This window comes from Ruegeria sp. CDSA020 (assembly GCF_059612345.1).
The window spans coordinates 165321-189311 of sequence record NZ_JBXWQK010000007.1; the positions used below are offsets into that span (position 1 = coordinate 165321).

At 56.7% G+C, this 23991-nt stretch carries 19 protein-coding genes; 17 read left to right on the plus strand and 2 right to left on the minus strand.

The window, feature by feature from the left end; all coding sequences use genetic code 11:
* Nucleotides 1-3: 3 nt before the first annotated feature.
* The 9 genes from AC2FJW_RS14430 to rplA all read left to right on the plus strand — a co-directional run bounded on the left by AC2FJW_RS14430 (nt 4) and on the right by rplA (nt 7544).
* Nucleotides 4-2181 carry a heavy metal translocating P-type ATPase gene (locus AC2FJW_RS14430; protein ID WP_496750425.1) on the plus strand — a complete coding sequence of 726 codons (2178 nt, stop codon included), beginning with the start codon at nt 4-6 and terminating at the stop codon, nt 2179-2181.
* 5 nt (nt 2182-2186) lie between these two features.
* Nucleotides 2187-2345: a cbb3-type cytochrome oxidase assembly protein CcoS gene (gene ccoS / locus AC2FJW_RS14435; protein WP_142636927.1), complete on the plus strand. Its 159-nt coding sequence runs from the start codon at nt 2187-2189 to the stop codon at nt 2343-2345.
* Nucleotides 2346-2415: 70 nt separating this feature from the next.
* Entirely contained in the window at nt 2416-2613 is a 198-nt protein-coding gene (secE, locus tag AC2FJW_RS14440) for a preprotein translocase subunit SecE (RefSeq protein WP_142636925.1), read from the plus strand.
* Nucleotides 2614-2814: 201 nt separating this feature from the next.
* Nucleotides 2815-3348 (plus strand): transcription termination/antitermination protein NusG, encoded by a 534-nt coding sequence (gene nusG, locus AC2FJW_RS14445; RefSeq protein ID WP_142637254.1) that lies wholly within the window; start codon nt 2815-2817, stop codon nt 3346-3348.
* Nucleotides 3349-3554: 206 nt separating this feature from the next.
* Complete coding sequence (locus tag AC2FJW_RS14450) at nt 3555-4340, plus strand: phosphodiesterase (protein ID WP_496750426.1); 786 nt, start codon at nt 3555-3557, stop codon at nt 4338-4340.
* Nucleotides 4341-4343: 3 nt separating this feature from the next.
* Nucleotides 4344-5207 carry an EamA family transporter gene (locus AC2FJW_RS14455; protein WP_496697689.1) on the plus strand — a complete coding sequence of 288 codons (864 nt, stop codon included), beginning with the start codon at nt 4344-4346 and terminating at the stop codon, nt 5205-5207.
* 36 nt (nt 5208-5243) lie between these two features.
* On the plus strand, nt 5244-5474 hold the full coding sequence (locus tag AC2FJW_RS14460; RefSeq protein WP_496697691.1) for a hypothetical protein: 231 nt from the start codon (nt 5244-5246) through the stop codon (nt 5472-5474).
* A gap of 920 nt (nt 5475-6394) precedes the next feature.
* Nucleotides 6395-6844 (plus strand): 50S ribosomal protein L11, encoded by a 450-nt coding sequence (gene rplK / locus AC2FJW_RS14465; protein ID WP_085823307.1) that lies wholly within the window; start codon nt 6395-6397, stop codon nt 6842-6844.
* Nucleotide 6845: 1 nt separating this feature from the next.
* Nucleotides 6846-7544: a 50S ribosomal protein L1 gene (gene rplA / locus AC2FJW_RS14470; RefSeq protein WP_142636917.1), complete on the plus strand. Its 699-nt coding sequence runs from the start codon at nt 6846-6848 to the stop codon at nt 7542-7544.
* A gap of 70 nt (nt 7545-7614) precedes the next feature.
* Here rplA and AC2FJW_RS14475 read toward each other — a convergent pair whose 3' ends face one another.
* Complete coding sequence (locus AC2FJW_RS14475; protein ID WP_496750428.1) at nt 7615-8574, minus strand: phosphotransferase; 960 nt, start codon at nt 8572-8574, stop codon at nt 7615-7617.
* 401 nt (nt 8575-8975) lie between these two features.
* Between AC2FJW_RS14475 and rplJ the strand changes: the two genes are divergently transcribed.
* From rplJ to AC2FJW_RS14500, 5 genes are all read left to right on the plus strand, one after another.
* The gene (gene rplJ, locus AC2FJW_RS14480) at nt 8976-9494 is read left to right on the plus strand and encodes a 50S ribosomal protein L10 (RefSeq protein ID WP_142636913.1); all 519 of its coding nucleotides are present in this window, start codon (nt 8976-8978) and stop codon (nt 9492-9494) included.
* Nucleotides 9495-9573: 79 nt separating this feature from the next.
* Nucleotides 9574-9948, plus strand: a complete 375-nt coding sequence (gene rplL, locus AC2FJW_RS14485; RefSeq protein ID WP_142636911.1) for a 50S ribosomal protein L7/L12 — start codon at nt 9574-9576, stop codon at nt 9946-9948.
* Between the two features lie 250 nt (nt 9949-10198).
* Nucleotides 10199-14332 (plus strand): DNA-directed RNA polymerase subunit beta, encoded by a 4134-nt coding sequence (gene rpoB, locus AC2FJW_RS14490; RefSeq protein ID WP_142636910.1) that lies wholly within the window; start codon nt 10199-10201, stop codon nt 14330-14332.
* 49 nt (nt 14333-14381) lie between these two features.
* On the plus strand, nt 14382-18623 hold the full coding sequence (gene rpoC / locus AC2FJW_RS14495) for a DNA-directed RNA polymerase subunit beta' (RefSeq protein ID WP_271949832.1): 4242 nt from the start codon (nt 14382-14384) through the stop codon (nt 18621-18623).
* Between the two features lie 174 nt (nt 18624-18797).
* Nucleotides 18798-19685: a DMT family transporter gene (locus AC2FJW_RS14500; RefSeq protein ID WP_281995386.1), complete on the plus strand. Its 888-nt coding sequence runs from the start codon at nt 18798-18800 to the stop codon at nt 19683-19685.
* On the opposite strand, the gene AC2FJW_RS14505 is transcribed toward AC2FJW_RS14500, so the two are convergent.
* Entirely contained in the window at nt 19670-20476 is an 807-nt protein-coding gene (locus AC2FJW_RS14505) for a putative rhamnosyl transferase (RefSeq protein WP_496750430.1), read from the minus strand. The genes AC2FJW_RS14500 and AC2FJW_RS14505 overlap by 16 nt on opposite strands.
* A gap of 384 nt (nt 20477-20860) precedes the next feature.
* Between AC2FJW_RS14505 and rpsL the strand changes: the two genes are divergently transcribed.
* The 3 genes from rpsL to fusA are packed head-to-tail and all read left to right on the plus strand — an operon-like array spanning nt 20861 to nt 23854.
* Nucleotides 20861-21232, plus strand: coding sequence for a 30S ribosomal protein S12 (gene rpsL, locus AC2FJW_RS14510; protein WP_005621086.1), 372 nt, complete (start codon nt 20861-20863; stop codon nt 21230-21232).
* A 15-nt stretch (nt 21233-21247) separates the two neighbouring features.
* Nucleotides 21248-21718: a 30S ribosomal protein S7 gene (rpsG, locus tag AC2FJW_RS14515; RefSeq protein WP_008756926.1), complete on the plus strand. Its 471-nt coding sequence runs from the start codon at nt 21248-21250 to the stop codon at nt 21716-21718.
* Nucleotides 21719-21736: 18 nt separating this feature from the next.
* The gene (gene fusA, locus AC2FJW_RS14520; RefSeq protein WP_496750432.1) at nt 21737-23854 is read left to right on the plus strand and encodes an elongation factor G; all 2118 of its coding nucleotides are present in this window, start codon (nt 21737-21739) and stop codon (nt 23852-23854) included.
* Nucleotides 23855-23991 lie beyond the last annotated feature (137 nt).

Consider the following 23991-nt stretch of genomic DNA (forward strand, 5'->3'; position numbering starts at 1 on the left):
GGGATGTCTGCGCAGATGTCCTCTGGCACCGCAGCTTGCCCCGGCTGTATCGCCGCCCCGGCAGAGCCCGCAAGGCCGATCCCGCAGGATGTGCAGATCGCGCTGTCATTGCCGGGAATTCACTGCTCGGCCTGTATTGCCACGGTCGAGCGTGAATTGAATGCCCAGCCCGGGGTCGAGGACGCGCGCGTGAACCTGACCTTGAAACGTGCGATGGTCAAAGCCGCGCCCGATCTGCGGGCCGCCGATCTGATCCCGGTGCTTGAACGCGCAGGCTTTGAGGCGCACGAGCTGGACCCTGGATCCCTGTCTGCCACGCAGTCCGACAAGGCTGGTCGCGACCTGTTGATGCGGTTGGCGGTGGCTGGTTTTGCCTCGATGAATGTAATGTTGCTGTCTGTCTCTGTCTGGTCAGGGGCGACCGATGCAACGCGGGACATGTTCCACTGGATTTCGGCAGCGATTGCTTTGCCTGCGATCGCGTTTTCGGCGCAGCCCTTCTTTGCCAATGCCTGGAGCGCCTTGCGCGTCGGTCGCCTGAATATGGATGTGCCGATCGTGTTGGCAATCCTGTTGGCATTGGCCACATCGCTGTGGGAAACCGCGCTGAGTGGTGAGCACGCCTATTTTGACGCCGCCCTGACCCTGACGTTCTTTCTGCTGGCCGGTCGCTATCTGGATTACCGTACCCGCGCCGCCGCCCGATCCGCAGCCGAGGAGTTGACCGCGTTGGAAGTTCCGCGCGCGATCAGGCTGGCCGATGGTCAAGAAGTTGAGGCGCCCGTCGCAACGCTGAGCGTGGGTGATCTGATCCTGGTACGTCCCGGAGGCCGGATGCCGGTGGATGGCGAAATCGTTTCCGGGCAATCCGAGCTCGACCGATCGCTGCTGACGGGTGAAACCTTGCCGGTATTTGCGGAAACCGGTCTGACGGTCAGTGCTGGCGAGGTAAATTTAACGGGTCCATTGACCGTACGGGCGACAGCCGTGGGTGAGGATACCTCGCTGCACCGCATGGCCGATCTTGTGGCCATCGCGGAATCTGGGCGGTCGCGTTATACTTCGCTGGCGGATAAGGCAGCCAAGCTTTATGCACCGGGCGTGCATATCCTGTCGGCGCTGAGCTTTCTGGGCTGGTATATCTATTCCGGCGATATCCGCACCGCGCTGAATATCGCAGCAGCGGTGCTGATCATCACCTGCCCCTGTGCGCTGGGTCTGGCCGTACCGGCGGTGACGACGGCGGCCTCGGGTCGGTTGTTCCGCAAGGGGATGCTGATCAAACACGCCACAGCGCTGGAACGCCTGGCCGAGGTGGATACGGTTGTGTTCGACAAGACGGGAACACTGACCTCGGGAACGCCGGAGCTGACCAATCTTGCGGATCATGCGCCCGGCGATCTGGAAATTGCACTTGCACTGGCCGAGGCCTCGTCGCACCCGCTCTCTGTTGCGCTGGCGCAGGCTGCCCGTCAAGCGGGGGTCACGCCCGCAAATGTCGAGGGGATCTCTGAAGTTCCGGGGTACGGCACCGAAGGCATCTTTCAGGACCATCCCGTGCGTCTGGGACGCGCCGAATGGACCGGTGGGCAAGAGGCTGAACAAACTGCGGCCTGGCTGTCGTTAGCAGGGCGGGCGCCTTCAGTGTTCTTGTTCTCGGACACATTGCGCGCTGGTGCGGCTGAGGCGGTTCAGGCGTTTCGCGATGAGGGGAAAAAGGTCATTTTGATCTCGGGCGATACGCAAGGCGCGGTTGAGATGCTGGCCGGTAAGCTGGGGATTGAGACATGGATTGCGCAGGCCCTGCCGCAGGACAAGGCAACCCATGTGCAAAGCCTGCGGGATCAAGGCTGCCACGTCCTGATGGTTGGTGACGGGCTGAACGACACGGCGGCGCTGGCCGCGGCGCATGTGTCGATTTCACCGGCCTCGGCGCTAGATGCTGCGCGCGTGGCATCCGATATCGTGCTGTTGGGCAACGACCTGTCGCCGATTGCGGGTGCCTGCGATACCGCGGTTAAGGCAACGAAACGGATTCGCGAGAACTTCCGTATTGCAACAATCTATAATATCATTGCAGTGCCACTGGCGGTTGCGGGCCTAGCCACGCCGCTGATCGCGGCATTGGCAATGTCGACCTCGTCCATTACCGTTTCTCTGAACGCGCTGCGGCTAAGGTGATCTGAATGGAAGTTCTGGCCTATCTCATACCGATTTCCCTGCTTTTGGGAGGGGTTGGCCTGTTTGCGTTCATCTATACCGTTCGGTCGAACCAGTATGACGACCCCGAAGGCGATGCGCGCCGCATTCTAAGCGACGAATGGGACGATAAGCCCAAGCCCTGACGGCCCCCTTGAAATTGCCTCAATGCCCGGTTATGTCCGGCCCATCCGCTAGCAGAGAGAACAAAGCCAAATGGCAACTATGAATCCGATCCAGTTTATTCAGCAGGTCCGTGCCGAGGTTTCAAAGGTCGTCTGGCCAACCCGCCGCGAGGTGTTGCTGACCACGGTCATGGTGTTCATCATGGCAGCACTGACGGCTGTGTTCTTTGCGCTGGTCGATCTTGGTATTCGTGGTGGCCTGCAGCTGATTCTGGGCATGTTCGGTTAAACCGGGCCGGGCAGGTCGGAAACGTCGCTGCCCCCTTGCACAGCTTGCGATGTCAGAGTAGGTGACGCGGTACTATTCGGAATGGGCGTGCGGCGATTCGGGCTGTGCGCCGCTTTTTATTCCGGGTGACGCGACAGATTTTCAATAACGGCTTTTCCGGTACATGGAATGCAGCCGAAGGCAAACAAGGACGACAGGTTCATGGCGAAACGGTGGTACTCGGTCAGCGTTCTTTCGAATTTCGAAAAGAAGATCGCAGAGCAGATCCGCACGTCGGTGGCCGAGCAGGGCCTTGAGGATGACATTGACGAAGTTCTGGTGCCCACCGAAGAGGTGATCGAAGTGCGCCGGGGCAAGAAAGTCACAACCGAACGTCGCTTTATGCCGGGTTACGTGCTGGTGCATATGGAAATGTCGGATCAAGGGTATCACCTGGTCAACTCGATCAACCGGGTCACTGGTTTTCTGGGTCCGCAAGGCCGCCCGATGCCGATGCGCGATGCCGAGGTGAACCAGATCCTCAACCGTGTCCAGGAGGGTGAAGAAGCACCCAAGCTGATGATCTCGTTCGAAATTGGCGAGAAGGTCAAGGTGAATGACGGTCCGTTCGAAGATTTCGACGGCATGGTCGAAGGTGTGGATGACGATAACCAGAAGCTGAAGGTCTCGGTCTCGATCTTTGGCCGGGAAACCCCGGTCGAGCTGGACTTCACTCAGGTCACCAAACAAAGCTAATTTCCAATTAGCTAAATTTGACAACGCCGCGTTGCCCTGGGCACTGCGGCGTTTCTTGTTTTGGAGCCTTCAGCCCTTTTTCAGACCTGGGCAAATCAGGGCGGAACGATCTGTCGAAATCGGGATAATCTTTGTCGTAACCAATCGGGATGGAACCCGGCCGCCTGGCATATTTGGACAACCATGCAAGGCAAGTGGGCAGGTAGATGAAATTCATACATATCACAGATATCCACCTTGTTGACCAAGACGGGCACCTGAATGGCGGCGTTCCTTCGACCCAATTTGCCCGTTGCCTTGAGGATATCGCCAAATGGCATTCGGATGCAGCGTTTTGCGTGATATCCGGCGACCTGGCCGAGTTTGGAAGGGCTGAAGCCTATCAGGTGCTCAAGTCACATCTGGACGGTTTCCAGCTTCCTTGTCACCTGATGATAGGCAACCATGATGATCGTCAGGTTTTCAGAACGGTCTTTACGGATGACCCTGTGGATTCAAATGGCTTTGTTCAGCACAGCATCGAGACCGACGCGGGAAAGTTTATCTTTCTGGATACGACAAAAGACGGTGCGGATATGCATGAAGGCCAGCTGTGCACCTTGCGCTTGAATTGGCTGAAAGAACAGCTGATCTCGGCGGGGGATAGGCCCTGCTATTTGTTCATGCACCACCCGCCTTTTGACATCGGCATTCCCTATGTGGACGACATCCGCCTGGTCGAAGCCGAAGTGTTTTTTGAAACACTCGGTCACGGGCGTAACATTCGCCACGTCTTCTATGGGCATGTCCATCGCATGACCTATGTGAACTGGCGTGGCATCCCGTTCACCAGCCTGCCCAGCCTCAATCACCAAATCCCTCTGACTGCCGACAGTGTTGACGGGGAATTCTGTGATGAACCGCCAGCCTATGGTGTTGTGCAGATCGCGGACGACCAGATGACTGTGCACTATAACACCTTTCTGCAGCGCAATCCGCTTCATCAGACCTGAGATATGGAACTTGGCCTGATTGTTCTGGTTCTGATTTCGGCGGCGACACATCCGCTGCGGGATCTGTTGTTGAAAGACACGGCGCATCCGGTGTCCTGTTATGTCGGTGTGGCGTTGACCTGGGTCATTCTTGCGGCGCTTCACGCTCGACTGGTCGGCCAACCCCTGACCGTCAGCCGCGAGGTCTGGCCACTGGTGCTGGTTTCTTCCCTGGGGTTGAGTTTTTATTACTATGGCACGCTTTCAGCCCTGCGCCGGGGCAACCTTTCGGTGTATTATCCGATTATCCGGTCCTCGCCGATTGCCATCGTTGCCTTTAGCTGGCTTGCGCTGGATCAGCAGTATTCGTGGCTCATCCTTGTGGGGATTTCGCTGGTCCTGATGGGCAGCCTGATGATCCAGAAATCTCCGGGCGGATTGCTGCATGATCACAAGGCTTTTGCGCTGGCTGTCATGGCGATGCTGGGCTCGGCCGCCTATTCGCTGAGCGACGCAAACGCTATGCAAAAAACAACGCCCGCGCCTTTCCTGTTCTACTGCTATATCCTGGTGACATCGACCCTTGCCGGCATTCGGGCCTGGGAAGATCGCCATATGTCGACCCCATTTCTAGGCGTGGTACGAGGCTGGACACTCGCCCCGTGGCGGATCGTATTCGCGGGGGTTGCGTCCTATCTATCCTATCTTTTTATCCTGAAAGCTTTCCAGTTAGGCGCCGAGGCGGCACCTGTCAGCGCGGTTCGGCAGGCCTCGATTCCGGTATCCGTAGTCCTTGCCGCGCTCGTCCTGAAAGAGCCGCGCTTTCTTCACCGCATCGGCTGGGCCAGCCTGATCGCGCTTGGGATATTGGCAATCACACAGTCCTGATTAGCCTTTGCGCGACAACTGGCAAGCAAGGCAGAGGTGCATCAGGTTTTCTACATCACTCGGCGAGGTGGCGAAGCGCCCAAGCTGATGATCTCATTCGAAATTGGCGAGAAGGTAACGGCCTACTCTGGTCCATTCGTGGATTTCGACGGGATGGTCGAGGGCGTGGATGACCAGAAGCAGCAGGCAAAATTTATTCGGTGGATTTTGAGGGGCCGCATTGCCCTAGCCAGTGCGGCATCTTGGCTGGCTGAACGTTTACATTGATGATCTGGGTTGGTACATAACTGCCCTATTGATTTGACCGAATGTTTTTTCCGAAAAGTGACCACAAGGCGTTTTTCATGCGTGCGTTCATCTATTTTGTTTTCTTGATTTTGGCTGCGTGTACCGCTGATGTTTTGTCACCCGAAGTGTTGTCCTCGAAAGTAGCGCGCGCATCGTCCGCAGAGCTGTGTTCCGCATATCGGCTCCCAAGTACGACATTGCGGGGGAAACTGATGATCGAAGCAGAGCTGGCTGCTCGAAAAGTAAACCAATGTGGTTATAGCAATTATGGTCAGTACAGCCTGTCTACAGCTGGGACCAAATCCTACGAGCGACCGTTTTCATCCGAGGCAGCAGGGGGTGACTATGATTGTGATGACTTTCCGAATGGCGCAGCAGCGCAAAGGTTCTTCTTAGCGTCTGGTGGACCTCTATCTGATCCACATAATTTGGATCTTGATGGCGATGGTCTCGCGTGTGAGTGGGGTGCTCAGATCAGGAAAGTATCTTCGTACCGCCGACCGGTTGCCAGCGTTAGGCGCGTGACCTCACGATGCTACACGGGTCCAAGAGGCGGAACCTACACAATCACGGCGAGTGGAAACAAGAACTATGGCGGCTGCTAAGTTGCTCTGATAGCCCGCAAGGTTGTGCATGTAGCGGGTGCAATCTCATTGGGCGATGACAGATGCTGTTTTGCTGTTGCTTAGCTTTGGAGCGAGGGTCGGTTTGGGTTCGATGTGGCTGCTTCAGGCCGTGATTCAAACCCTTGCCAATACTTCCGTTCCCCTGTACATGCCGCCTCTATCGTCTTTGGGCGAGATTCTCTCGTGGGAGATTACCGGGATCGCGATCCCGGATCGGACCACGCAACATAAACCGGGTGGAACGCGTTTCACCTACGTTGAAAGGAAAACCAAATGGCCAAGAAGCTTGCTGGTACAATGAAACTGCAGGTTCCTGCAGGTCAGGCGAACCCGTCGCCGCCAGTTGGTCCGGCGCTGGGTCAGCGCGGCATCAACATCATGGAATTCTGCAAGGCGTTCAACGCCAAGACCGCAGACATGGAGCAAGGCGCGCCTTGCCCGACCGTGATCACCTATTATCAGGACAAGTCCTTCACCATGGACATCAAGACGCCACCTGCGTCTTATTACCTGAAAAAAGCAGCTGGCCTGAAGCCGGTTGGCAAGCGTAACCGTCCCCGTGGCGCGGAAAACCCAGGTCGTGAGACTGTGGCATCCGTGACCTCGAAGCAGGTTCGTGAAATCGCCGAAGCCAAAATGAAAGATCTCAACGCCAACGACGTCGAAGGCGCAATGCAGATCATCCTGGGCTCGGCCCGCTCTATGGGCATCGAGGTGAAGTAAGATGGCAAAACTCGGTAAACGTACCCGCGCTGCGCGCGAAGCTGTCGCTGGCAAGGAAAACCTGTCGGTCGAAGAAGCAGTTGCCCTGGTCAAAGCCAACGCAACTTCGAAATTCGATGAGACCATCGAAATCGCTCTGAACCTGGGCGTTGACACCCGTCACGCGGACCAGATGGTTCGTGGCGTTGTTGGCCTGCCGAATGGCACCGGTAAAACAATGCGCGTTGCTGTATTCGCTCGTGGCCCCAAGGCTGACGAAGCAAAAGAAGCAGGGGCGGATATCATTGGTGCAGAAGACCTGATGGAAACCATTCAGGGCGGCACCATTGAATTCGATCGTTGTATAGCAACCCCGGACATGATGCCCATCGTTGGTCGTCTTGGTAAAGTTCTGGGCCCCCGCAACCTGATGCCGAACCCCAAGGTTGGCACTGTGACCATGGACGTGAAAGCGGCCGTAGAAGCAGCTAAAGGCGGCGAAGTTCAGTTCAAAGCTGAAAAAGGCGGCGTTGTGCACGCTGGCGTTGGCAAAGCGTCCTTCGACGAAGCCAAGCTGGCAGAAAACGTTCGTGCATTTGTGACCGCTGTTGCCAAAGCCAAGCCAACAGGCGCCAAAGGCACTTACATGAAGAAAATCGCGCTGAGCTCGACCATGGGCCCAGGCGTGACTCTGGATGTGGCTGCTGCTGCGGGCGAGTAAGCCCCTAGCTTACAGCTAAAATGATTAGACCCGAACGGTGAAGGCTGTTCGGGTCTTTCTTTTTCAGCCCTCACTCATACACGGCTTGCAGGCGCAGGTTCAGGCGGTCTCTGCGAAAGCTCTCGTATTCGCTGCAGGATCTGTCCAATCGCCATAAGTCCAGCCAATCCATCACCAGACGTGCGCGCATGCACATATCCAGAACGTCCATCTGAATTGGATGGCGATATTTGCGAAAGAACATGTCTTTGTTTGTTTTCAGGATGCCGCTTTGATCAACCTGATCATCAGTGCCATCGCGAAAGATATCGGACTTTAGAAAGTCGACAATATCATACAAAGCTAGCTTTTCCCGCGTTTCGGTAAAATCCAGGCCGATCATTTCGCCTTGCCCGACGATCAGATTTTGACTGTGACAATCTCCGTGTGCAAAGACCAGCAGTTCAGGGGTGCCTTTTAGCTGTAATGCCTCGTCGGTCAGATGCTGGACCATATTCCGCCCCCGGAGCTGTGCTGTGTCCGGGGCAAGACGTAGCAAAGCCTGAAGCCTGTCGATCATCCAGCTAGGGCGGAAATCATAGGTCTTGATGGGTTGAAACCTGTGCAGGTCGTTCAGCCACGATCCGGCGCGGCGATAGATGCGGCCGATCTGGTCGTCATCCGGGCTGTTATGGATAAGATCCGCAGCGGTGGGGCGGTCAATAAACTGCGTCACAAAAAACGCATCACCCGGTGATATGTAAACCGGGTCGACAACCCCCGCAGATTCGTATCGTGCAAAATGGGCGGTCAGCTTTCCGAGCATGTCAAACTCATCGCGCAAACGTCCCGTTCCGGGCGATTCCGTATCGACCTTTAGGGCATAGTCCCGGCGCGCACCCCGGACCCTGAGCACTATACGCGAGCCCGCAAAATCATGAGAACGATAGACGCATTCGAAACCCGCCGGGCCATCCTCGGGCGTTTGATCCAGGAACTCCTGAACAAAGCCGCGCGCGCATTCGTATTCGTCTGTGGTGAGGGTCAGCATTCAGGGATGGATACCTAAGAAGAAAGGGGCTTAGCCAGACTGGACCTCAGCGCATGGAACATGTCAATCTAGGACACTGTTCCAATGCCGGCTGCGCTGCTCGATCATTTCCGGTTTCGGCCTAATTTACCCCTTGGAAACCCGGCGTAACTGCCATAAAGAGAGCTGCGAAGTAAAGCGTGCGATTCGTCGTGCGCTTTATTTTGTTTCGTCCAAGACGGTGGGTGGTGTCATCTGGCCCCTTAATTCCCTGCCTGAGACGGGTAAGACCAAAGAATTCTGAGGGCTTCGATCCTCGGGCGAATTTTGGCTAATCCCGTAACAACGGACCTGAACGCCGGAGCGTAAGCTGCGGCAAATATGAGCCGGGGTGAGATATCACCCCTAACTTGGAGAAAACTGTGGATAGAGCCCAGAAAGAGAAAGTGGTCGACGAGCTCGGCCAAATCTTCGAAAGCTCTGGCGTCGTAGTGGTTGCACACTACGCCGGTCTGACAGTTGCCGAGATGCAGGACCTTCGCGCACGTGCTCGTGACGCGGGTGGTGCCGTGCGTGTTGCCAAGAACAGGCTCGCCAAAATCGCCCTCGACGGAAAGCCATGTGAAAGCATTGCCGACCTGCTGACGGGGATGACCGTTCTGACCTATTCTGAGGACCCTGTGGCAGCAGCCAAAGTGGCCCAGGACTACGCCAAAGAGAACCAAAAGTTCGAAATTCTTGGCGGTGCAATGGGTGAGAACGCTCTGGATCGTGCCGGCGTCGAAGCCGTGTCCAAAATGCCTTCGCGCGAGGAGCTTATTGCTACTATCGCGGGCATGCTGGGCGCACCTGCTTCGAACATCGCTGGCGCAATTGGCGCACCTGCAAGCAACATCGCAAGCATCCTTTCCACCATCGAAGAGAAGGCGGAAGCTGCGTAAGCGGTTGGCACTGAATGATCTGCGTAGGGTAGTCACCCTGACGTTGGAACACACACTGTAAACGGAAAGAGCTGATAAAATGGCTGATCTGAAAGCACTCGCAGAAAGCATCGTGGGTCTGACCCTGCTGGAAGCACAAGAACTGAAAACCATCCTCAAAGACGAATATGGCATCGAGCCCGCAGCAGGCGGCGCAGTTGTCATGGCAGCCGGTGGCGACGCCGGTGGCGCAGCTGAGGAAGAAAAAACCGAATTCGACGTCGTTCTGAAGAACGCCGGCGCTTCGAAAATCAACGTGATCAAAGAAGTTCGCGGCATCACCGGTCTGGGCCTGAAAGAAGCCAAAGAGCTGGTCGAAGCTGGCGGCAAGATCAAAGAAGCTGTGTCGAAAGACGAAGCCGAAGACATCAAAGGCAAGCTGGAAGCAGCTGGCGCCGAGGTCGAACTGGCCTAAGTCAGTCTTTTGGTGCATCGCAGATGCACCGGAAATTTGGCTGGTCCCGGAGAAATCCGGGTCCAGCCGAACCTGTCTTAGAAAGGACCTCATGGATTGGGGTGTTTTCTAAGACGCGGTTCATGGATCGGGAGGCTGCCATTCGGGACGGTGGCCACGAATTGATCCGGACGTGTTGTCTCTAATGTGCAAGGCACCGGGGCCCGACGGTGTCTTTGTCCGCTGAGAACATCGAAAGGTGACATCTGACATGGCTCAATCGTTCCTTGGCCAGAAACGTCTTCGGAAATATTACGGCAAAATCCGCGAAGTGCTGGAGATGCCGAACCTCATTGAGGTGCAAAAATCTTCTTATGATCTATTCCTGCGCTCCGGCGATGCAGATGTGCCGACAGACGGCGAAGGCATCAAAGGCGTGTTCCAGTCGGTTTTCCCGATCAAGGATTTCAACGAAACCTCCGTTCTGGAGTTCGTGAAATACGATTTGGAAAAACCCAAATACGACGTCGAAGAGTGCATGCAGCGCGACATGACCTACAGCGCGCCGCTGAAAGTCACTCTGCGTCTGATCGTGTTTGATGTCGACGAGGACACTGGCGCCAAGTCGGTCAAAGACATCAAGGAACAGGACGTGTTCATGGGGGATATGCCCCTGATGACACCAAACGGGACGTTCATTGTGAACGGTACCGAGCGTGTGATCGTGTCCCAGATGCACCGTTCGCCCGGTGTGTTCTTTGACCACGACAAGGGCAAGACCCATTCCTCGGGCAAGCTGTTGTTTGCCTGCCGCATCATCCCGTATCGCGGCAGCTGGCTGGACTTTGAGTTCGACGCGAAGGACATCGTGTTCGCCCGTATCGACCGTCGCCGCAAACTGCCTGTGACAACCCTGCTGTATGCGCTGGGCCTGGATCAAGAAGCGATCATGGACGCCTATTACAACACGGTGTCGTACAAGCTGGACAAGAAGAAGGGCTGGATTGCACCGTTCTTCCCCGAGCGTGCACGCGGTACGCGTCCGACCTATGACCTGATCGACGCCAAATCCGGTGAAGTGATTGCCGAAGCGGGCAAGAAAGTCACCCCGCGCGCGGTCAAGAAGCTGATCGATGAAGGCAACGTCACCGAGCTGTTGGTTCCGTTCGATCACATCGTCGGGAAGTTTGTCGCCAAGGACATCATCAACGAAGAAACCGGCGCGATCTATGTCGAAGCTGGTGATGAGCTGACGCTGGAATACGACAAAGACGGCGAGCTGATCGGAGGCACCGCGAAAGAGCTGATCGACGCGGGCGTCACCGATATTCCGGTTCTGGATATCGACAACATCAATGTCGGCCCCTACATGCGTAACACCATGGCGGCAGACAAGAACATGGGCCGCGACACAGCGCTGATGGACATCTATCGCGTCATGCGCCCGGGTGAGCCGCCCACCGTCGAAGCGGCCTCGGCGCTGTTCGAAACGCTGTTCTTTGACAGCGAGCGCTATGACCTGTCCGCCGTTGGCCGTGTAAAGATGAACATGCGTCTGGCTCTGGATGCGCCCGATACGCTGCGCACCCTGCGCCGCGAAGACATCGTGGCCTGCATCAAGGCTCTGGTTGAACTGCGTGACGGCAAAGGGGACATCGACGATATCGACCACCTCGGCAACCGTCGTGTGCGTTCGGTCGGCGAACTGATGGAAAACCAGTACCGCGTTGGCCTGCTGCGCATGGAGCGCGCGATCAAAGAGCGTATGTCGTCGGTCGAGATCGACACAGTCATGCCGCAGGACCTGATCAATGCGAAACCGGCTGCTGCTGCTGTCCGCGAATTCTTCGGCTCGTCGCAGTTGTCGCAGTTCATGGATCAGACCAACCCGCTGTCGGAAGTCACCCACAAACGCCGCCTCTCGGCGCTTGGCCCCGGTGGTCTGACACGTGAGCGTGCGGGCTTTGAGGTGCGCGACGTTCATCCGACACACTATGGCCGGATGTGCCCGATTGAAACGCCGGAAGGCCCGAACATCGGTCTGATCAACTCGCTGGCCACCTTTGCCCGTGTGAACAAGTATGGCTTCATCGAAACACCGTACCGCGTCGTCAAAGACGCTGAGGTGACCGATGAGGTTCACTACATGTCCGCGACCGAGGAAATGCGTCACACTGTGGCGCAGGCGAACGCGACACTGGATTCGGATGGCAAGTTCATCAACGATCTGGTTTCGACTCGTCAGTCAGGTGACTACACTCTGGCCCCGCGCGAGAATGTGGACCTGATCGACGTCAGCCCAAAACAGCTGGTATCGGTTGCTGCATCGCTGATCCCGTTCCTTGAAAATGACGACGCCAACCGCGCTCTGATGGGCTCGAACATGCAACGTCAGGCGGTTCCACTGCTGCGGGCCGAGGCACCGCTGATTGGTACCGGAATCGAGGAAAAGGTTGCGATTGACTCAGGCGCTGCAATTCAGGCGAAACGCGCCGGTATCATCGACCAGGTCGATGCCCAGCGTATCGTTATCCGCGCGACTGAGGATCTGGAACTGGGCGACGCTGGCGTTGACATCTATCGTCTGCGCAAATTCCAGCGTTCGAACCAGAACACCTGCATCAACCAGCGTCCGCTGATCAAAGTGGGTGACACCGTCCAGAAGGGCGAAGTCATAGCTGATGGTCCGTCGACCGATATGGGTGAACTGGCCCTGGGTAAGAACGTGGTCGTCGCGTTCATGCCGTGGAACGGTTACAATTACGAAGACTCGATCCTGATCTCGGAACGTATTGCGCGTGACGACGTCTTTACCTCGGTCCATATCGAGGAATTTGAAGTCGCCGCCCGTGACACCAAGCTGGGTCCGGAAGAGATCACCCGCGATATTCCGAATGTCGGTGAAGAAGCGCTGCGTAACCTCGACGAGGCGGGCATCGTTTACATCGGCGCGGATGTTGAACCGGGCGATATCCTGGTCGGCAAGATCACTCCGAAGGGCGAAAGCCCGATGACCCCGGAAGAAAAGCTGCTGCGCGCCATCTTTGGCGAAAAAGCATCTGACGTGCGCGACACTTCGCTGCGCGTGAAGCCGGGCGATTACGGTACGGTCGTTGAGGTCCGCGTCTTCAACCGTCACGGCGTCGAGAAAGACGAGCGTGCGCTGCAGATCGAGCGGGAAGAAGTCGAACGTCTGGCCCGTGACCGGGACGACGAGTTGGCGATCCTGGACCGCAACATCTATGCGCGTCTGCAAGGCCTGATCATGGGTAAAACCGCGGTCAAAGGCCCGAAAGGCGTCAAGCCAGGGTCGGTGATCACCGAGGACCTGTTGGAAACCCTGACCCGTGGTCAGTGGTGGCAGCTGGCGCTGGAAGATGAGCAGGACGCACAGATCGTTGAGGCTCTGAATGAGCAGTACGAAGTGCAAAAGCGTGCTCTGGACGCCCGTTTCGAGGACAAGGTCGAGAAGGTTCGTCGTGGCGACGACCTGCCGCCGGGTGTGATGAAGATGGTCAAAGTCTTCATCGCCGTGAAGCGCAAGCTGCAGCCGGGCGATAAGATGGCCGGTCGTCACGGGAACAAAGGTGTGATTTCCAAGGTTGTTCCGATGGAAGACATGCCGTTCCTGGCCGATGGTACGCCGGTTGACTTCTGTCTGAACCCGCTGGGTGTTCCTTCGCGTATGAACGTTGGTCAGATCCTTGAAACCCACATGGGTTGGGCCGCGCGCGGTCTGGGTCTGAACATCGACGACGCCCTGGGTGAATATCGCCGCTCTGGCGACCTTACCCCGGTTCGCGAAGCAATGAAGCTGGCCTATGGCGACGATGTCTATGAAGAAGGCATCACTGGCATGGACGAGGGTCACCTGATCGAGGCTGCGGGCAACGTGACCCGTGGTGTTCCGATCGCGACTCCGGTCTTTGATGGCGCCAAAGAGGCAGACGTCAATGACGCTCTGGTGCGCGCGGGCTTCTCGCAAAGCGGTCAGTCGGTTCTGTTCGACGGTCGTACGGGTGAGCAGTTTGCACGTCCGGTGACCGTGGGTATCAAGTACCTGCTGAAACTGCACCACCTTGTGGATGACAAAATCCACGCGCGTTCAACCGGGCCGTACAGCCTGGTTACCCAGCAGCCGCTGGGTGGTAAGGCGCAGTTCGGTGGTCAGCGCTTTGGTGAGATGGAAGTCTGGGCTCTGGAAGCTTATGGCGCCGCCTACACCCTGCAGGAAATGCTCACCGTGAAATCGGATGACGTCGCCGGCCGGACCAAAGTGTACGAGTCGATCGTCAAGGGCGAGGATAACTTTGAAGCGGGCGTACCGGAATCGTTCAACGTTCTGGTGAAAGAAGTCCGTGGCCTCGGCCTGAATATGGAACTCCTGGATGCGGAGGAAGAGTAGGGGCGGCAACGCCCCAAACTCATCCCATCCCAATTTGTAAGGACGCAAAATGAACCAGGAAATTACCAATAACCCGTTCAACCCGCTGACGCCGCCTAAGGTCTTTGACGAGATCAAGGTCTCATTGGCCAGCCCGGAACGGATCCTCTCTTGGTCTTATGGCGAGATCAAGAAACCCGAAACCATCAACTACCGGACGTTCAAACCCGAACGTGACGGTCTGTTCTGCGCGCGTATCTTTGGCCCGATCAAAGATTACGAATGTCTGTGCGGTAAATATAAGCGGATGAAATATCGCGGCGTTGTCTGCGAGAAATGCGGTGTGGAAGTCACCCTGCAGAAAGTCCGCCGCGAGCGTATGGGTCATATCGAGCTGGCCGCGCCCGTCGCACACATTTGGTTCCTGAAGTCGCTGCCGTCCCGCATCGGTCTGATGCTGGACATGACGCTGCGCGATCTGGAACGCGTTCTGTACTTTGAAAACTATGTCGTTATCGAGCCCGGTCTGACCGACCTCTCCTATGGTCAGATGCTGACCGAAGAAGAGTTCATGGACGCGCAGGATGCCTATGGCATGGACGCGTTCACCGCGAACATCGGTGCCGAAGCTATCCGTGAGATGCTGGCCCAGATCGATCTGGAAGCCGAAGCCGAACAGCTGCGCGCTGATCTGGCCGAAGCAACTGGTGAGCTGAAGCCCAAGAAGATCATCAAGCGTCTGAAGGTTGTCGAAAGCTTCCTCGAGTCGGGCAACCGCCCCGAATGGATGGTGATGACTGTAATTCCGGTCATTCCGCCGGAACTGCGTCCTCTGGTTCCGCTGGATGGTGGCCGTTTCGCGACCTCGGATCTGAACGATCTGTATCGCCGCGTCATCAACCGGAACAACCGTCTGAAGCGTCTGATCGAACTGCGCGCACCTGACATCATCGTCCGCAACGAAAAGCGGATGCTGCAGGAATCCGTTGATGCTCTGTTCGACAATGGCCGTCGTGGCCGCGTGATCACCGGGGCCAATAAGCGTCCGCTGAAATCGCTTTCGGACATGCTGAAGGGTAAGCAGGGTCGCTTCCGTCAAAACCTTCTGGGTAAGCGCGTCGACTTCTCGGGCCGTTCGGTCATCGTGACCGGTCCGGAACTCAAGCTGCACCAGTGTGGTCTGCCCAAAAAGATGGCGCTGGAACTGTTCAAGCCGTTCATCTACTCGCGCCTTGAAGCCAAGGGTCTGTCTTCGACCGTGAAACAGGCGAAGAAACTGGTTGAGAAAGAGCGTCCCGAAGTGTGGGATATCCTCGACGAGGTGATCCGCGAACACCCTGTAATGCTGAACCGTGCGCCGACACTGCACCGTCTTGGCATTCAGGCGTTTGAACCGGTTCTGATCGAAGGTAAAGCCATCCAGCTGCACCCGTTGGTCTGTTCGGCCTTTAACGCCGACTTCGACGGTGACCAGATGGCCGTTCACGTCCCGCTGAGCCTTGAGGCCCAGCTGGAAGCCCGCGTGCTGATGATGTCGACAAACAACGTTCTGTCGCCAGCAAACGGCGCGCCGATCATCGTTCCTTCGCAGGATATGATTCTGGGTCTGTACTATGTGACCCTGGAACGCGAAGGCATGCCTGGTGAAGGCAAGGTCTTTGGCTCTATCGACGAAGTTCAGCACGCGCTGGACGCCGGTGAAGTGCATCTGCACACTAAGATCACTGCGCGGATTACTCAGATCGACAGTGAAGGCAATGAAGTTCAACAGCGGTTTGAAACCACTCCGGGCCGAGTGCGCCTGGGTGCTCTGCTGCCGATGAACAACAAGGCGCCGTTCGAACTGGTCAACCGTTTGCTGCGGAAGAAAGAAGTGCAGCAAGTGATCGACACCGTCTACCGTTACTGCGGTCAGAAAGAGTCGGTCATCTTCTGTGACCAGATCATGTCGATGGGCTTCAAGGAAGCGTTCCGCGCCGGTATCTCGTTCGGTAAGGACGACATGGTGATCCCGGATGACAAATGGGGCATCGTGGATGAAACCCGTAGTCAGGTGAAGGATTTTGAACAGCAGTACATGGACGGCCTGATCACTCAGGGTGAAAAGTACAACAAAGTTGTTGATGCCTGGTCGAAGTGTAACGATCGTGTAACCGAAGCGATGATGAGCACGATCTCATCTTCGGATCGGGCAGAGGACGGGTCTGAAAAGGAACCGAACTCGGTCTACATGATGGCCCACTCGGGCGCGCGTGGCTCGGTCACTCAGATGAAACAGCTGGGCGGTATGCGCGGCCTGATGGCCAAACCAAACGGTGACATCATCGAGACGCCGATCATCTCGAACTTCAAGGAAGGTCTGACCGTTCTTGAATACTTCAACTCGACCCACGGCGCCCGTAAGGGTCTGTCGGATACTGCTCTGAAAACGGCGAACTCGGGTTACCTGACCCGTCGTCTAGTGGACGTGGCACAGGACTGCATCGTGCGTGAGCTCGATTGTGGAACCGAGCGTGCGATCACTGCGGAAGCCGCAGTAAACGACGGTGAAGTTGTTGCTTCGCTAGCCGAACGTGTGCTGGGCCGTGTCTCTGCCGATGACGTTCTGCGTCCCGGCACCGATGAGGTTCTGGTCGCAGCGGGTCAGCTGATCGACGAACGTATGGCTGACATCATTGATGAGGCCGCTGTTGCGTCGATGCGGATCCGTTCGCCTCTGACCTGTGAGTCCGAGGAAGGCGTCTGTGCAACCTGCTACGGTCGTGACCTTGCACGCGGTACTATGGTCAACACGGGTGAGGCTGTCGGCATCATCGCCGCCCAGTCCATCGGTGAACCCGGTACGCAGCTGACAATGCGGACCTTCCACATCGGTGGTGTTGCGCAGGGTGGTCAGCAGTCGTTCCAGGAAGCCAGCCACGACGGTGTCGTTTCGTTTGAGAACCCGCAGATCCTGGTCAATTCCGCGGGCGAAAGCCTGGTCATGGGCCGGAACATGAAGATGGTGATCAAAGACGAACATGGCGAAGAGCGTGCCAACCACAAGTTGGGTTATGGCTCGAAGCTGTTCGTCAAGGATGGCACCAAGGTGAACCGTGGCGACAAGCTGTTCGAATGGGATCCTTACACCCTGCCGATCATCGCCGAAAAGTCCGGTACCGCGAAATATGTTGATCTGGTTTCGGGCATTGCTGTCCGCGACGTGACCGACGATGCAACCGGTATGACCCAGAAGATCGTGATCGACTGGCGCGCGGCCCCCAAAGGCAGCGACCTCAAGCCTGAGATCATTCTGGTTGGCGAAGATGGCGAACCGGTCCGTAACGATGCGGGCAACCCGGTTCACTATCCGATGTCGGTGGATGCGATCCTGTCGATCGAAGACGGTCAGCAGATCGAAGCTGGTGAAGTTGTCGCGCGTATCCCGCGTGAAGGTGCCAAGACCAAGGACATCACCGGTGGTCTGCCGCGCGTTGCCGAACTGTTCGAAGCCCGTCGCCCGAAAGATCACGCGATCATCGCAGAAGCCGATGGTTACGTGCGCTTTGGTCGCGACTACAAGAACAAGCGTCGCATCAGCATCGAACCGGCTGACGAGTCCATGGAGACCATCGAGTATATGGTGCCCAAGGGTAAGCACATCCCGGTTGCAGAAGGTGACTTCATCCAGAAGGGTGAATACCTGATGGACGGTAACCCGGCCCCGCATGACATCCTGTCCATCATGGGTGTCGAAGCGCTGGCGGATTACATGATCGACGAAGTGCAGGATGTTTATCGTCTGCAGGGCGTGAAGATCAACGACAAGCACATCGAAGTGATCGTGCGCCAGATGCTGCAGAAGTGGGAGATCCTGGATTCAGGTGACACCACCCTGCTGAAAGGCGAACATGTCGACAAGCAGGAGTTCGACGCGGCCAACGAGAAGACCCTCGCCCGCGGTGGACGTCCGGCTCAGGGCGAGCCGATCCTCTTGGGGATCACCAAAGCCTCGCTGCAGACGCGTTCGTTCATCTCGGCGGCGTCGTTCCAGGAAACCACACGGGTTCTGACCGAGGCTTCGGTTCAGGGCAAGAAAGACAAGCTGGTTGGCCTGAAAGAGAACGTGATCGTCGGTCGTCTAATCCCTGCCGGTACCGGTGGCGCAACGCAAAGCGTACAGCGCGTCGCGCAGTCGCGTGACAACGTTGTCATCGAAGCCCGCCGGGAAGAGGCCGAAGCCGCCGCTGCTCTGGCTGCGCCGATGATGGATGACGATATGGTCGGGGATGAGCTGGATGTTCTGGTGGAAACACCGGAAAGTCGCGAATAAGCGATCCTAAATTCCAAAGATCAGGCCCCGCGATTTCGCGGGGCCTTTTCATTTCAGGCTCGGGTGTGGCTCTGCATGAAGCGCCATTGGAAATGTCATGCTAGCAGAGCATTGGCGGGCGGAGCCATATTGACATCTCTTTCTTGAACGCCGCCAAATGCACCTCGTGGCCAAATGCGGAGTTCAAAAAGAGTGACGCCGAATTTCAGGGGTGCTTTGCTGATGATGGGCAGCATGGCTGCCTTCACCATCAATGACACTTTGATCAAGGCCGCCGGAGCCCAGATACCGCTGTTTCAGATGGTTGCCATCCGCGGGGTTTTGGCGACCATTCTGGTGTATCTTCTGGCACGGTACTATGGGGCGTTGCATCTGAACTTTCCGCGTCATGACAAGTGGTTGGTCGCGGCACGTTGTCTCGCCGAATTGTTGGCAACAATTTTCTTTTTGGTCGCGCTGCTTCATATGCCGTTGGCAAACGTGACGGCCATTCTGCTGGCCTTGCCATTAACCGTAACACTTGGAGCCGCGTTGTTTTTTCAAGAGTATATCGGTTGGCGTCGGATTCTTGCCATCGTTTTCGGGTTCGCCGGTATGTTGCTGATCGTTCGCCCGGGCACGGACGGTTTCAGCATCTACGCGATATATGCTTTGATCGCAGTTGCTTCGGTAACTGCCCGGGATTTGATTACGCGACGCATGTCGGTGCATGTGCCATCACTTGCAGTAACGCTGGCAACAACCGCGACGATTACATTGACGGCGGTTCTTGTCACCTCTGTCTCGGGCTGGGTTCCGGTTCCGGCAGCCGCCGGTTCGATGGTAGCGTGTGCTGCGGTCTTTGTTCTGACGGGATATTTGTTCAGCGTCATTGTCATGCGCGCTGGTGAGATCGGCTTTATCGCGCCGTTTCGTTATTCCAGTCTGATCTGGGCGTTGGGTTTGGGCTGGGCCGTATTTGGGGACTGGCCCGACAGGATTACGATGGCGGGGGCGGCCTTAGTGGTTGGGGCAGGAATGTTCATGCTGTTCCGTGAAAGGACTCGTCAATCTGCCGAATGAATGCGGCGAACGGCGTCCTGGTCGATGGCGAACCGTGCGATGAATTCGCCTTCCTGTTCAGAGGTTAGGGGGGACAGCTCGGTCCTACTGTTTCGCGCATGCGGAGAATCGTTGAACTGGTTAAGCGTGCGGACCCACATAGGTGCATCCGGATAGCTGATAACGGGCATGAAATTTCCGATCCGGTGATGTGCGAAATTCATGATCGTCAAGTCACTCCCCCCGGCGGAGTACATCGCAAAGCCCACCCCCAACAAAGGTTGATACACCTGTGCGGCCCGAATACCGCCCGCATCGAAACGGGCCAGGAACCCCTGATTGTAGTCAATCGCAACGGTTCTGTGGTTCCGCATTAAGCCCTGACCCTCATCTGCGGCGATGCGCAAGCGCTCAACGAAATCGACCGAAACCGCATCGTCATCATCGTGGCGGAACTGGATGCAGGGGGCGTCCGGTTTGGTGCGTGCTGAATTCAGGATTTCTTTCATGACCCTGCGATGACGCTTTGGTTCGCGTGCGATGATCTGTACCTGAGGCATGCCCGCTGTTAAGTCGTAAAGACGTTCGCGTGCCGGGTTTGGCAGGCATGTACCGATCACGATGAGAAACTGAAAATCCTCGTCGGTTTGTTCTTTTATGCAGGGCAGAGAGGTGGTTTCGAACAGGCGGAACCGCTCTTCCAGCCGGTCAGGCTGATACAGATAGGAGCGCCGGTCCTCGATCGTTTCGTGTTCGATCTGAAAGCCGCCATGGGCGGGATAGGAAAAACGACACAGGCCAAGTATTTGCATGATTCATCCGTGGTCCAGACCAATGGGCTGACTATGCCTGCACGGACCTGTTCCTGCAACGGGCGGTAAGACTGGATGAGCTTTGGTTCCAGCGCGAAACGGCCTGATGTGGAACGGATCAGCTGTACTGTTGACACTGGGTCCGACTCCCCCTATTACGCGCCACATCTCGGTACCGGGGGCCGCCCCAAAACCGATTTCAGTAATGAACTGGTCAAGGCCCGAACTCTTTTATCGTTCGCGCCCTCTGATAACAAACCGCGACGTTCACCTCGGAATGGGAACGCTCGCGGGTTTTGCGCTTGTGGACGCACGAACGCAGCGAATTTAACCGCACGCATCGCGCGTGCATGTCATGTGTTGCAAAACGGGGATATAACCGGAATGCCAACGATCCAACAGCTGATCCGCAAGCCGCGGCAGCCGAAAGTAAAACGCTCGAAGTCCATGCACCTGGAGCAGTGCCCGCAGAAACGCGGCGTCTGCACACGTGTTTACACAACCACACCGAAAAAGCCGAACTCGGCGATGCGTAAGGTTGCCAAAGTGCGCCTGACAAACGGGTTCGAGGTCATCTCGTACATCCCCGGTGAAAGCCACAACCTGCAGGAACACTCGGTTGTTCTGATCCGTGGCGGTCGTGTAAAAGACCTTCCCGGTGTCCGTTACCACATCCTGCGCGGTGTTCTGGATACCCAAGGCGTCAAAGACCGTAAGCAACGTCGTTCGAAGTACGGCGCGAAGCGTCCCAAATAAGAAGGAGAGGCTGATATGTCACGTCGTCACGCCGCCGAAAAACGCGAAGTCCTGCCTGACGCCAAATTTGGCGACAAGGTACTGACAAAATTCATGAACAACCTGATGATCGACGGTAAAAAGTCGGTTGCAGAGCGCATCGTCTACAACGCATTTGACCGCGTTGAAGGCAAGATCAAGCGCGCGCCTGTCGAAGTGTTCCACGAAGCACTCGACAACATCAAACCGTCGGTCGAGGTTCGCTCGCGCCGGGTTGGTGGTGCAACTTATCAGGTTCCGGTCGAAGTGCGCCCCGAGCGCCGCGAAGCACTGGCCATCCGCTGGCTGATCACTGCTGCGCGTGGCCGTAACGAAAACACCATGGAAGAACGCCTCGCCGGCGAACTGCTGGACGCCGTACAGTCCCGCGGTACCGCCGTTAAGAAGCGTGAAGACACCCACAAGATGGCCGAGGCGAACAAAGCCTTCAGCCACTACCGTTGGTAATTCCAGAGGCTTATTGAAATGGCACGCGAATATACACTCAACCATTACCGTAACTTCGGTATCATGGCGCATATTGATGCGGGTAAGACGACCTGCTCGGAACGCATCCTGTACTACACCGGCAAATCCCACAACATCGGTGAGGTGCACGACGGTGCAGCCACCATGGACTGGATGGAGCAGGAGCAGGAACGCGGGATCACCATCACCTCGGCTGCGACGACCACTTTCTGGGAACGCACCGAAGACGGTGAAACCGCTGACTCGCCCAAGCACCGCCTGAACATCATCGACACCCCCGGCCACGTTGACTTCACCATCGAAGTTGAACGCTCGCTGGCGGTTCTCGACGGTGCCGTCTGCGTTCTGGACGCAAACGCCGGTGTTGAACCTCAGACCGAAACCGTGTGGCGTCAGGCTGACCGCTACAAGGTTCCGCGGATGGTGTTCGTCAACAAGATGGACAAGATCGGCGCGGACTTCTTCAACTGCGTTGCAATGATCGAAGACCGTACCGGCGCACGTGCTGTTCCGGTTGGTATTCCGATCGGCGCAGAGACCGAATTGGAAGGCCTGATCGACCTGGTCACCATGGAAGAATGGCTGTGGCAGGGCGAAGACCTAGGCGCAAGCTGGGTCAAAGCACCGATCCGCGACAGCCTGAAGGACATGGCTGACGAATGGCGCGGTAAAATGGTCGAAGCGGCCGTCGAAATGGACGACGACGCGATGATGGAATACCTGGAAGGCAATGAGCCCGACGTTCCAACCCTGCGCGCCCTGCTGCGCAAAGGTACTCTGGAAATCGCGTTTGTTCCGGTTCTGGGTGGTTCGGCGTTCAAAAACAAAGGTGTTCAGCCACTGCTGAACGCTGTGATCGACTATTTGCCCAGCCCGCTGGACGTTGTCGATTACATGGGCTTCAAACCCGGTGACGAAGAAGAAACCCGAAACATCGCCCGCCGTGCGGATGATGACATGGCGTTCTCGGGTCTAGCGTTCAAAATCATGAACGACCCCTTTGTTGGCTCGCTGACCTTTACCCGCATCTACTCGGGTACTCTGGCCAAGGGCGACACGCTTCTGAACTCGACCAAGGGTAAGAAAGAGCGTATCGGCCGGATGATGATGATGCACTCGAATGATCGTGAGGAAATCACGGAAGCATTCGCAGGCGACATTATCGCGCTGGCAGGTCTGAAAGACACCACCACGGGCGACACTCTGTGTTCGACCGGCGATCCGGTGGTTCTGGAAACCATGACCTTCCCCGATCCGGTGATCGAGATCGCGGTTGAGCCGAAAACCAAGGCTGACCAGGAAAAAATGAGCCAGGGTCTGGGCCGTTTGGCCGCCGAAGACCCGTCCTTCCGTGTGGAAACTGATCTGGAATCGGGTCAGACCATCATGAAGGGCATGGGCGAACTTCACCTGGACATCCTGATTGACCGTCTCAAGCGTGAATTCAAGGTTGAAGCGAATATTGGTGCGCCGCAGGTGGCCTATCGCGAAACCATCGGTCACGAAGCCGAGATCGTTTACACCCACAAGAAACAGTCGGGTGGTTCGGGTCAGTTCGCTGAGGTGAAGATGATCATCACCCCAACAGAGCCGGGCGAAGGTTATTCGTTCGAATCTCGTGTTGTTGGTGGTTCGGTGCCCAAGGAATACATCCCGGGCGTTGAAAAAGGCATCAGATCCGTCATGGATAGCGGCCCGCTGGCTGGCTTCCCTGTGATCGACTTCAAGGTTGCCCTGATCGAAGGTAAATACCACGACGTGGACTCTTCGGTTCTCGCCTTTGAGATCGCGGCGCGTATGGGTATGCGTGAAGGCATGCGCAAAGCGGGTGCGAAACTGCTTGAGCCGATCATGAAGGTCGAAGTGATCACTCCGGAAGAATATACCGGCGGTATCATTGGTGACCTGACATCGCGTCGGGGACAGGTTTCTGGGCAGGAAAACCGTGGCAACGCCATCGCGATTGACGCGTTTGTGCCGCTGGCCAACATGTTCGGTTACATCAACACTCTGCGTTCGATGTCGTCGGGCCGCGCCCAGTTCACCATGCAGTTCGACCACTACGATCCGGTTCCGCAGAACATCTCGGACGAGATCCAGGCGAAATACGCATAAGCGAAGATTTGAGGGAGCTCGATTAGCGGGCTCCCTTCATTACCGATAAAGGAGGCCATCATGGCAAAGGAAAAGTTTGAGCGTAATAAGCCGCACGTCAACATTGGCACGATTGGGCACGTTGACCACGGCAAGAC

Bases quoted from the DNA above. Each gene is read 5' to 3' on its own strand.
- AC2FJW_RS14430 (WP_496750425.1), top strand. From the start codon at position 4: ATGTCTGCGCAGATGTCCTCTGGCACCGCAGCTTGCCCCGGCTGTATC.
- ccoS (WP_142636927.1), top strand. From the start codon at position 2,187: ATGGAAGTTCTGGCCTATCTCATACCGATTTCCCTGCTTTTGGGAGGG.
- secE (WP_142636925.1), top strand. From the start codon at position 2,416: ATGGCAACTATGAATCCGATCCAGTTTATTCAGCAGGTCCGTGCCGAG.
- nusG (WP_142637254.1), top strand. From the start codon at position 2,815: ATGGCGAAACGGTGGTACTCGGTCAGCGTTCTTTCGAATTTCGAAAAG.
- AC2FJW_RS14450 (WP_496750426.1), top strand. From the start codon at position 3,555: ATGAAATTCATACATATCACAGATATCCACCTTGTTGACCAAGACGGG.
- AC2FJW_RS14455 (WP_496697689.1), top strand. From the start codon at position 4,344: ATGGAACTTGGCCTGATTGTTCTGGTTCTGATTTCGGCGGCGACACAT.
- rplK (WP_085823307.1), top strand. From the start codon at position 6,395: ATGGCCAAGAAGCTTGCTGGTACAATGAAACTGCAGGTTCCTGCAGGT.
- rplA (WP_142636917.1), top strand. From the start codon at position 6,846: ATGGCAAAACTCGGTAAACGTACCCGCGCTGCGCGCGAAGCTGTCGCT.
- AC2FJW_RS14475 (WP_496750428.1), bottom strand. From the start codon at position 8,574: ATGCTGACCCTCACCACAGACGAATACGAATGCGCGCGCGGCTTTGTT.
- rplL (WP_142636911.1), top strand. From the start codon at position 9,574: ATGGCTGATCTGAAAGCACTCGCAGAAAGCATCGTGGGTCTGACCCTG.
- rpoB (WP_142636910.1), top strand. From the start codon at position 10,199: ATGGCTCAATCGTTCCTTGGCCAGAAACGTCTTCGGAAATATTACGGC.
- rpoC (WP_271949832.1), top strand. From the start codon at position 14,382: ATGAACCAGGAAATTACCAATAACCCGTTCAACCCGCTGACGCCGCCT.
- AC2FJW_RS14500 (WP_281995386.1), top strand. From the start codon at position 18,798: ATGCGGAGTTCAAAAAGAGTGACGCCGAATTTCAGGGGTGCTTTGCTG.
- AC2FJW_RS14505 (WP_496750430.1), bottom strand. From the start codon at position 20,476: ATGCAAATACTTGGCCTGTGTCGTTTTTCCTATCCCGCCCATGGCGGC.
- rpsL (WP_005621086.1), top strand. From the start codon at position 20,861: ATGCCAACGATCCAACAGCTGATCCGCAAGCCGCGGCAGCCGAAAGTA.
- rpsG (WP_008756926.1), top strand. From the start codon at position 21,248: ATGTCACGTCGTCACGCCGCCGAAAAACGCGAAGTCCTGCCTGACGCC.
- fusA (WP_496750432.1), top strand. From the start codon at position 21,737: ATGGCACGCGAATATACACTCAACCATTACCGTAACTTCGGTATCATG.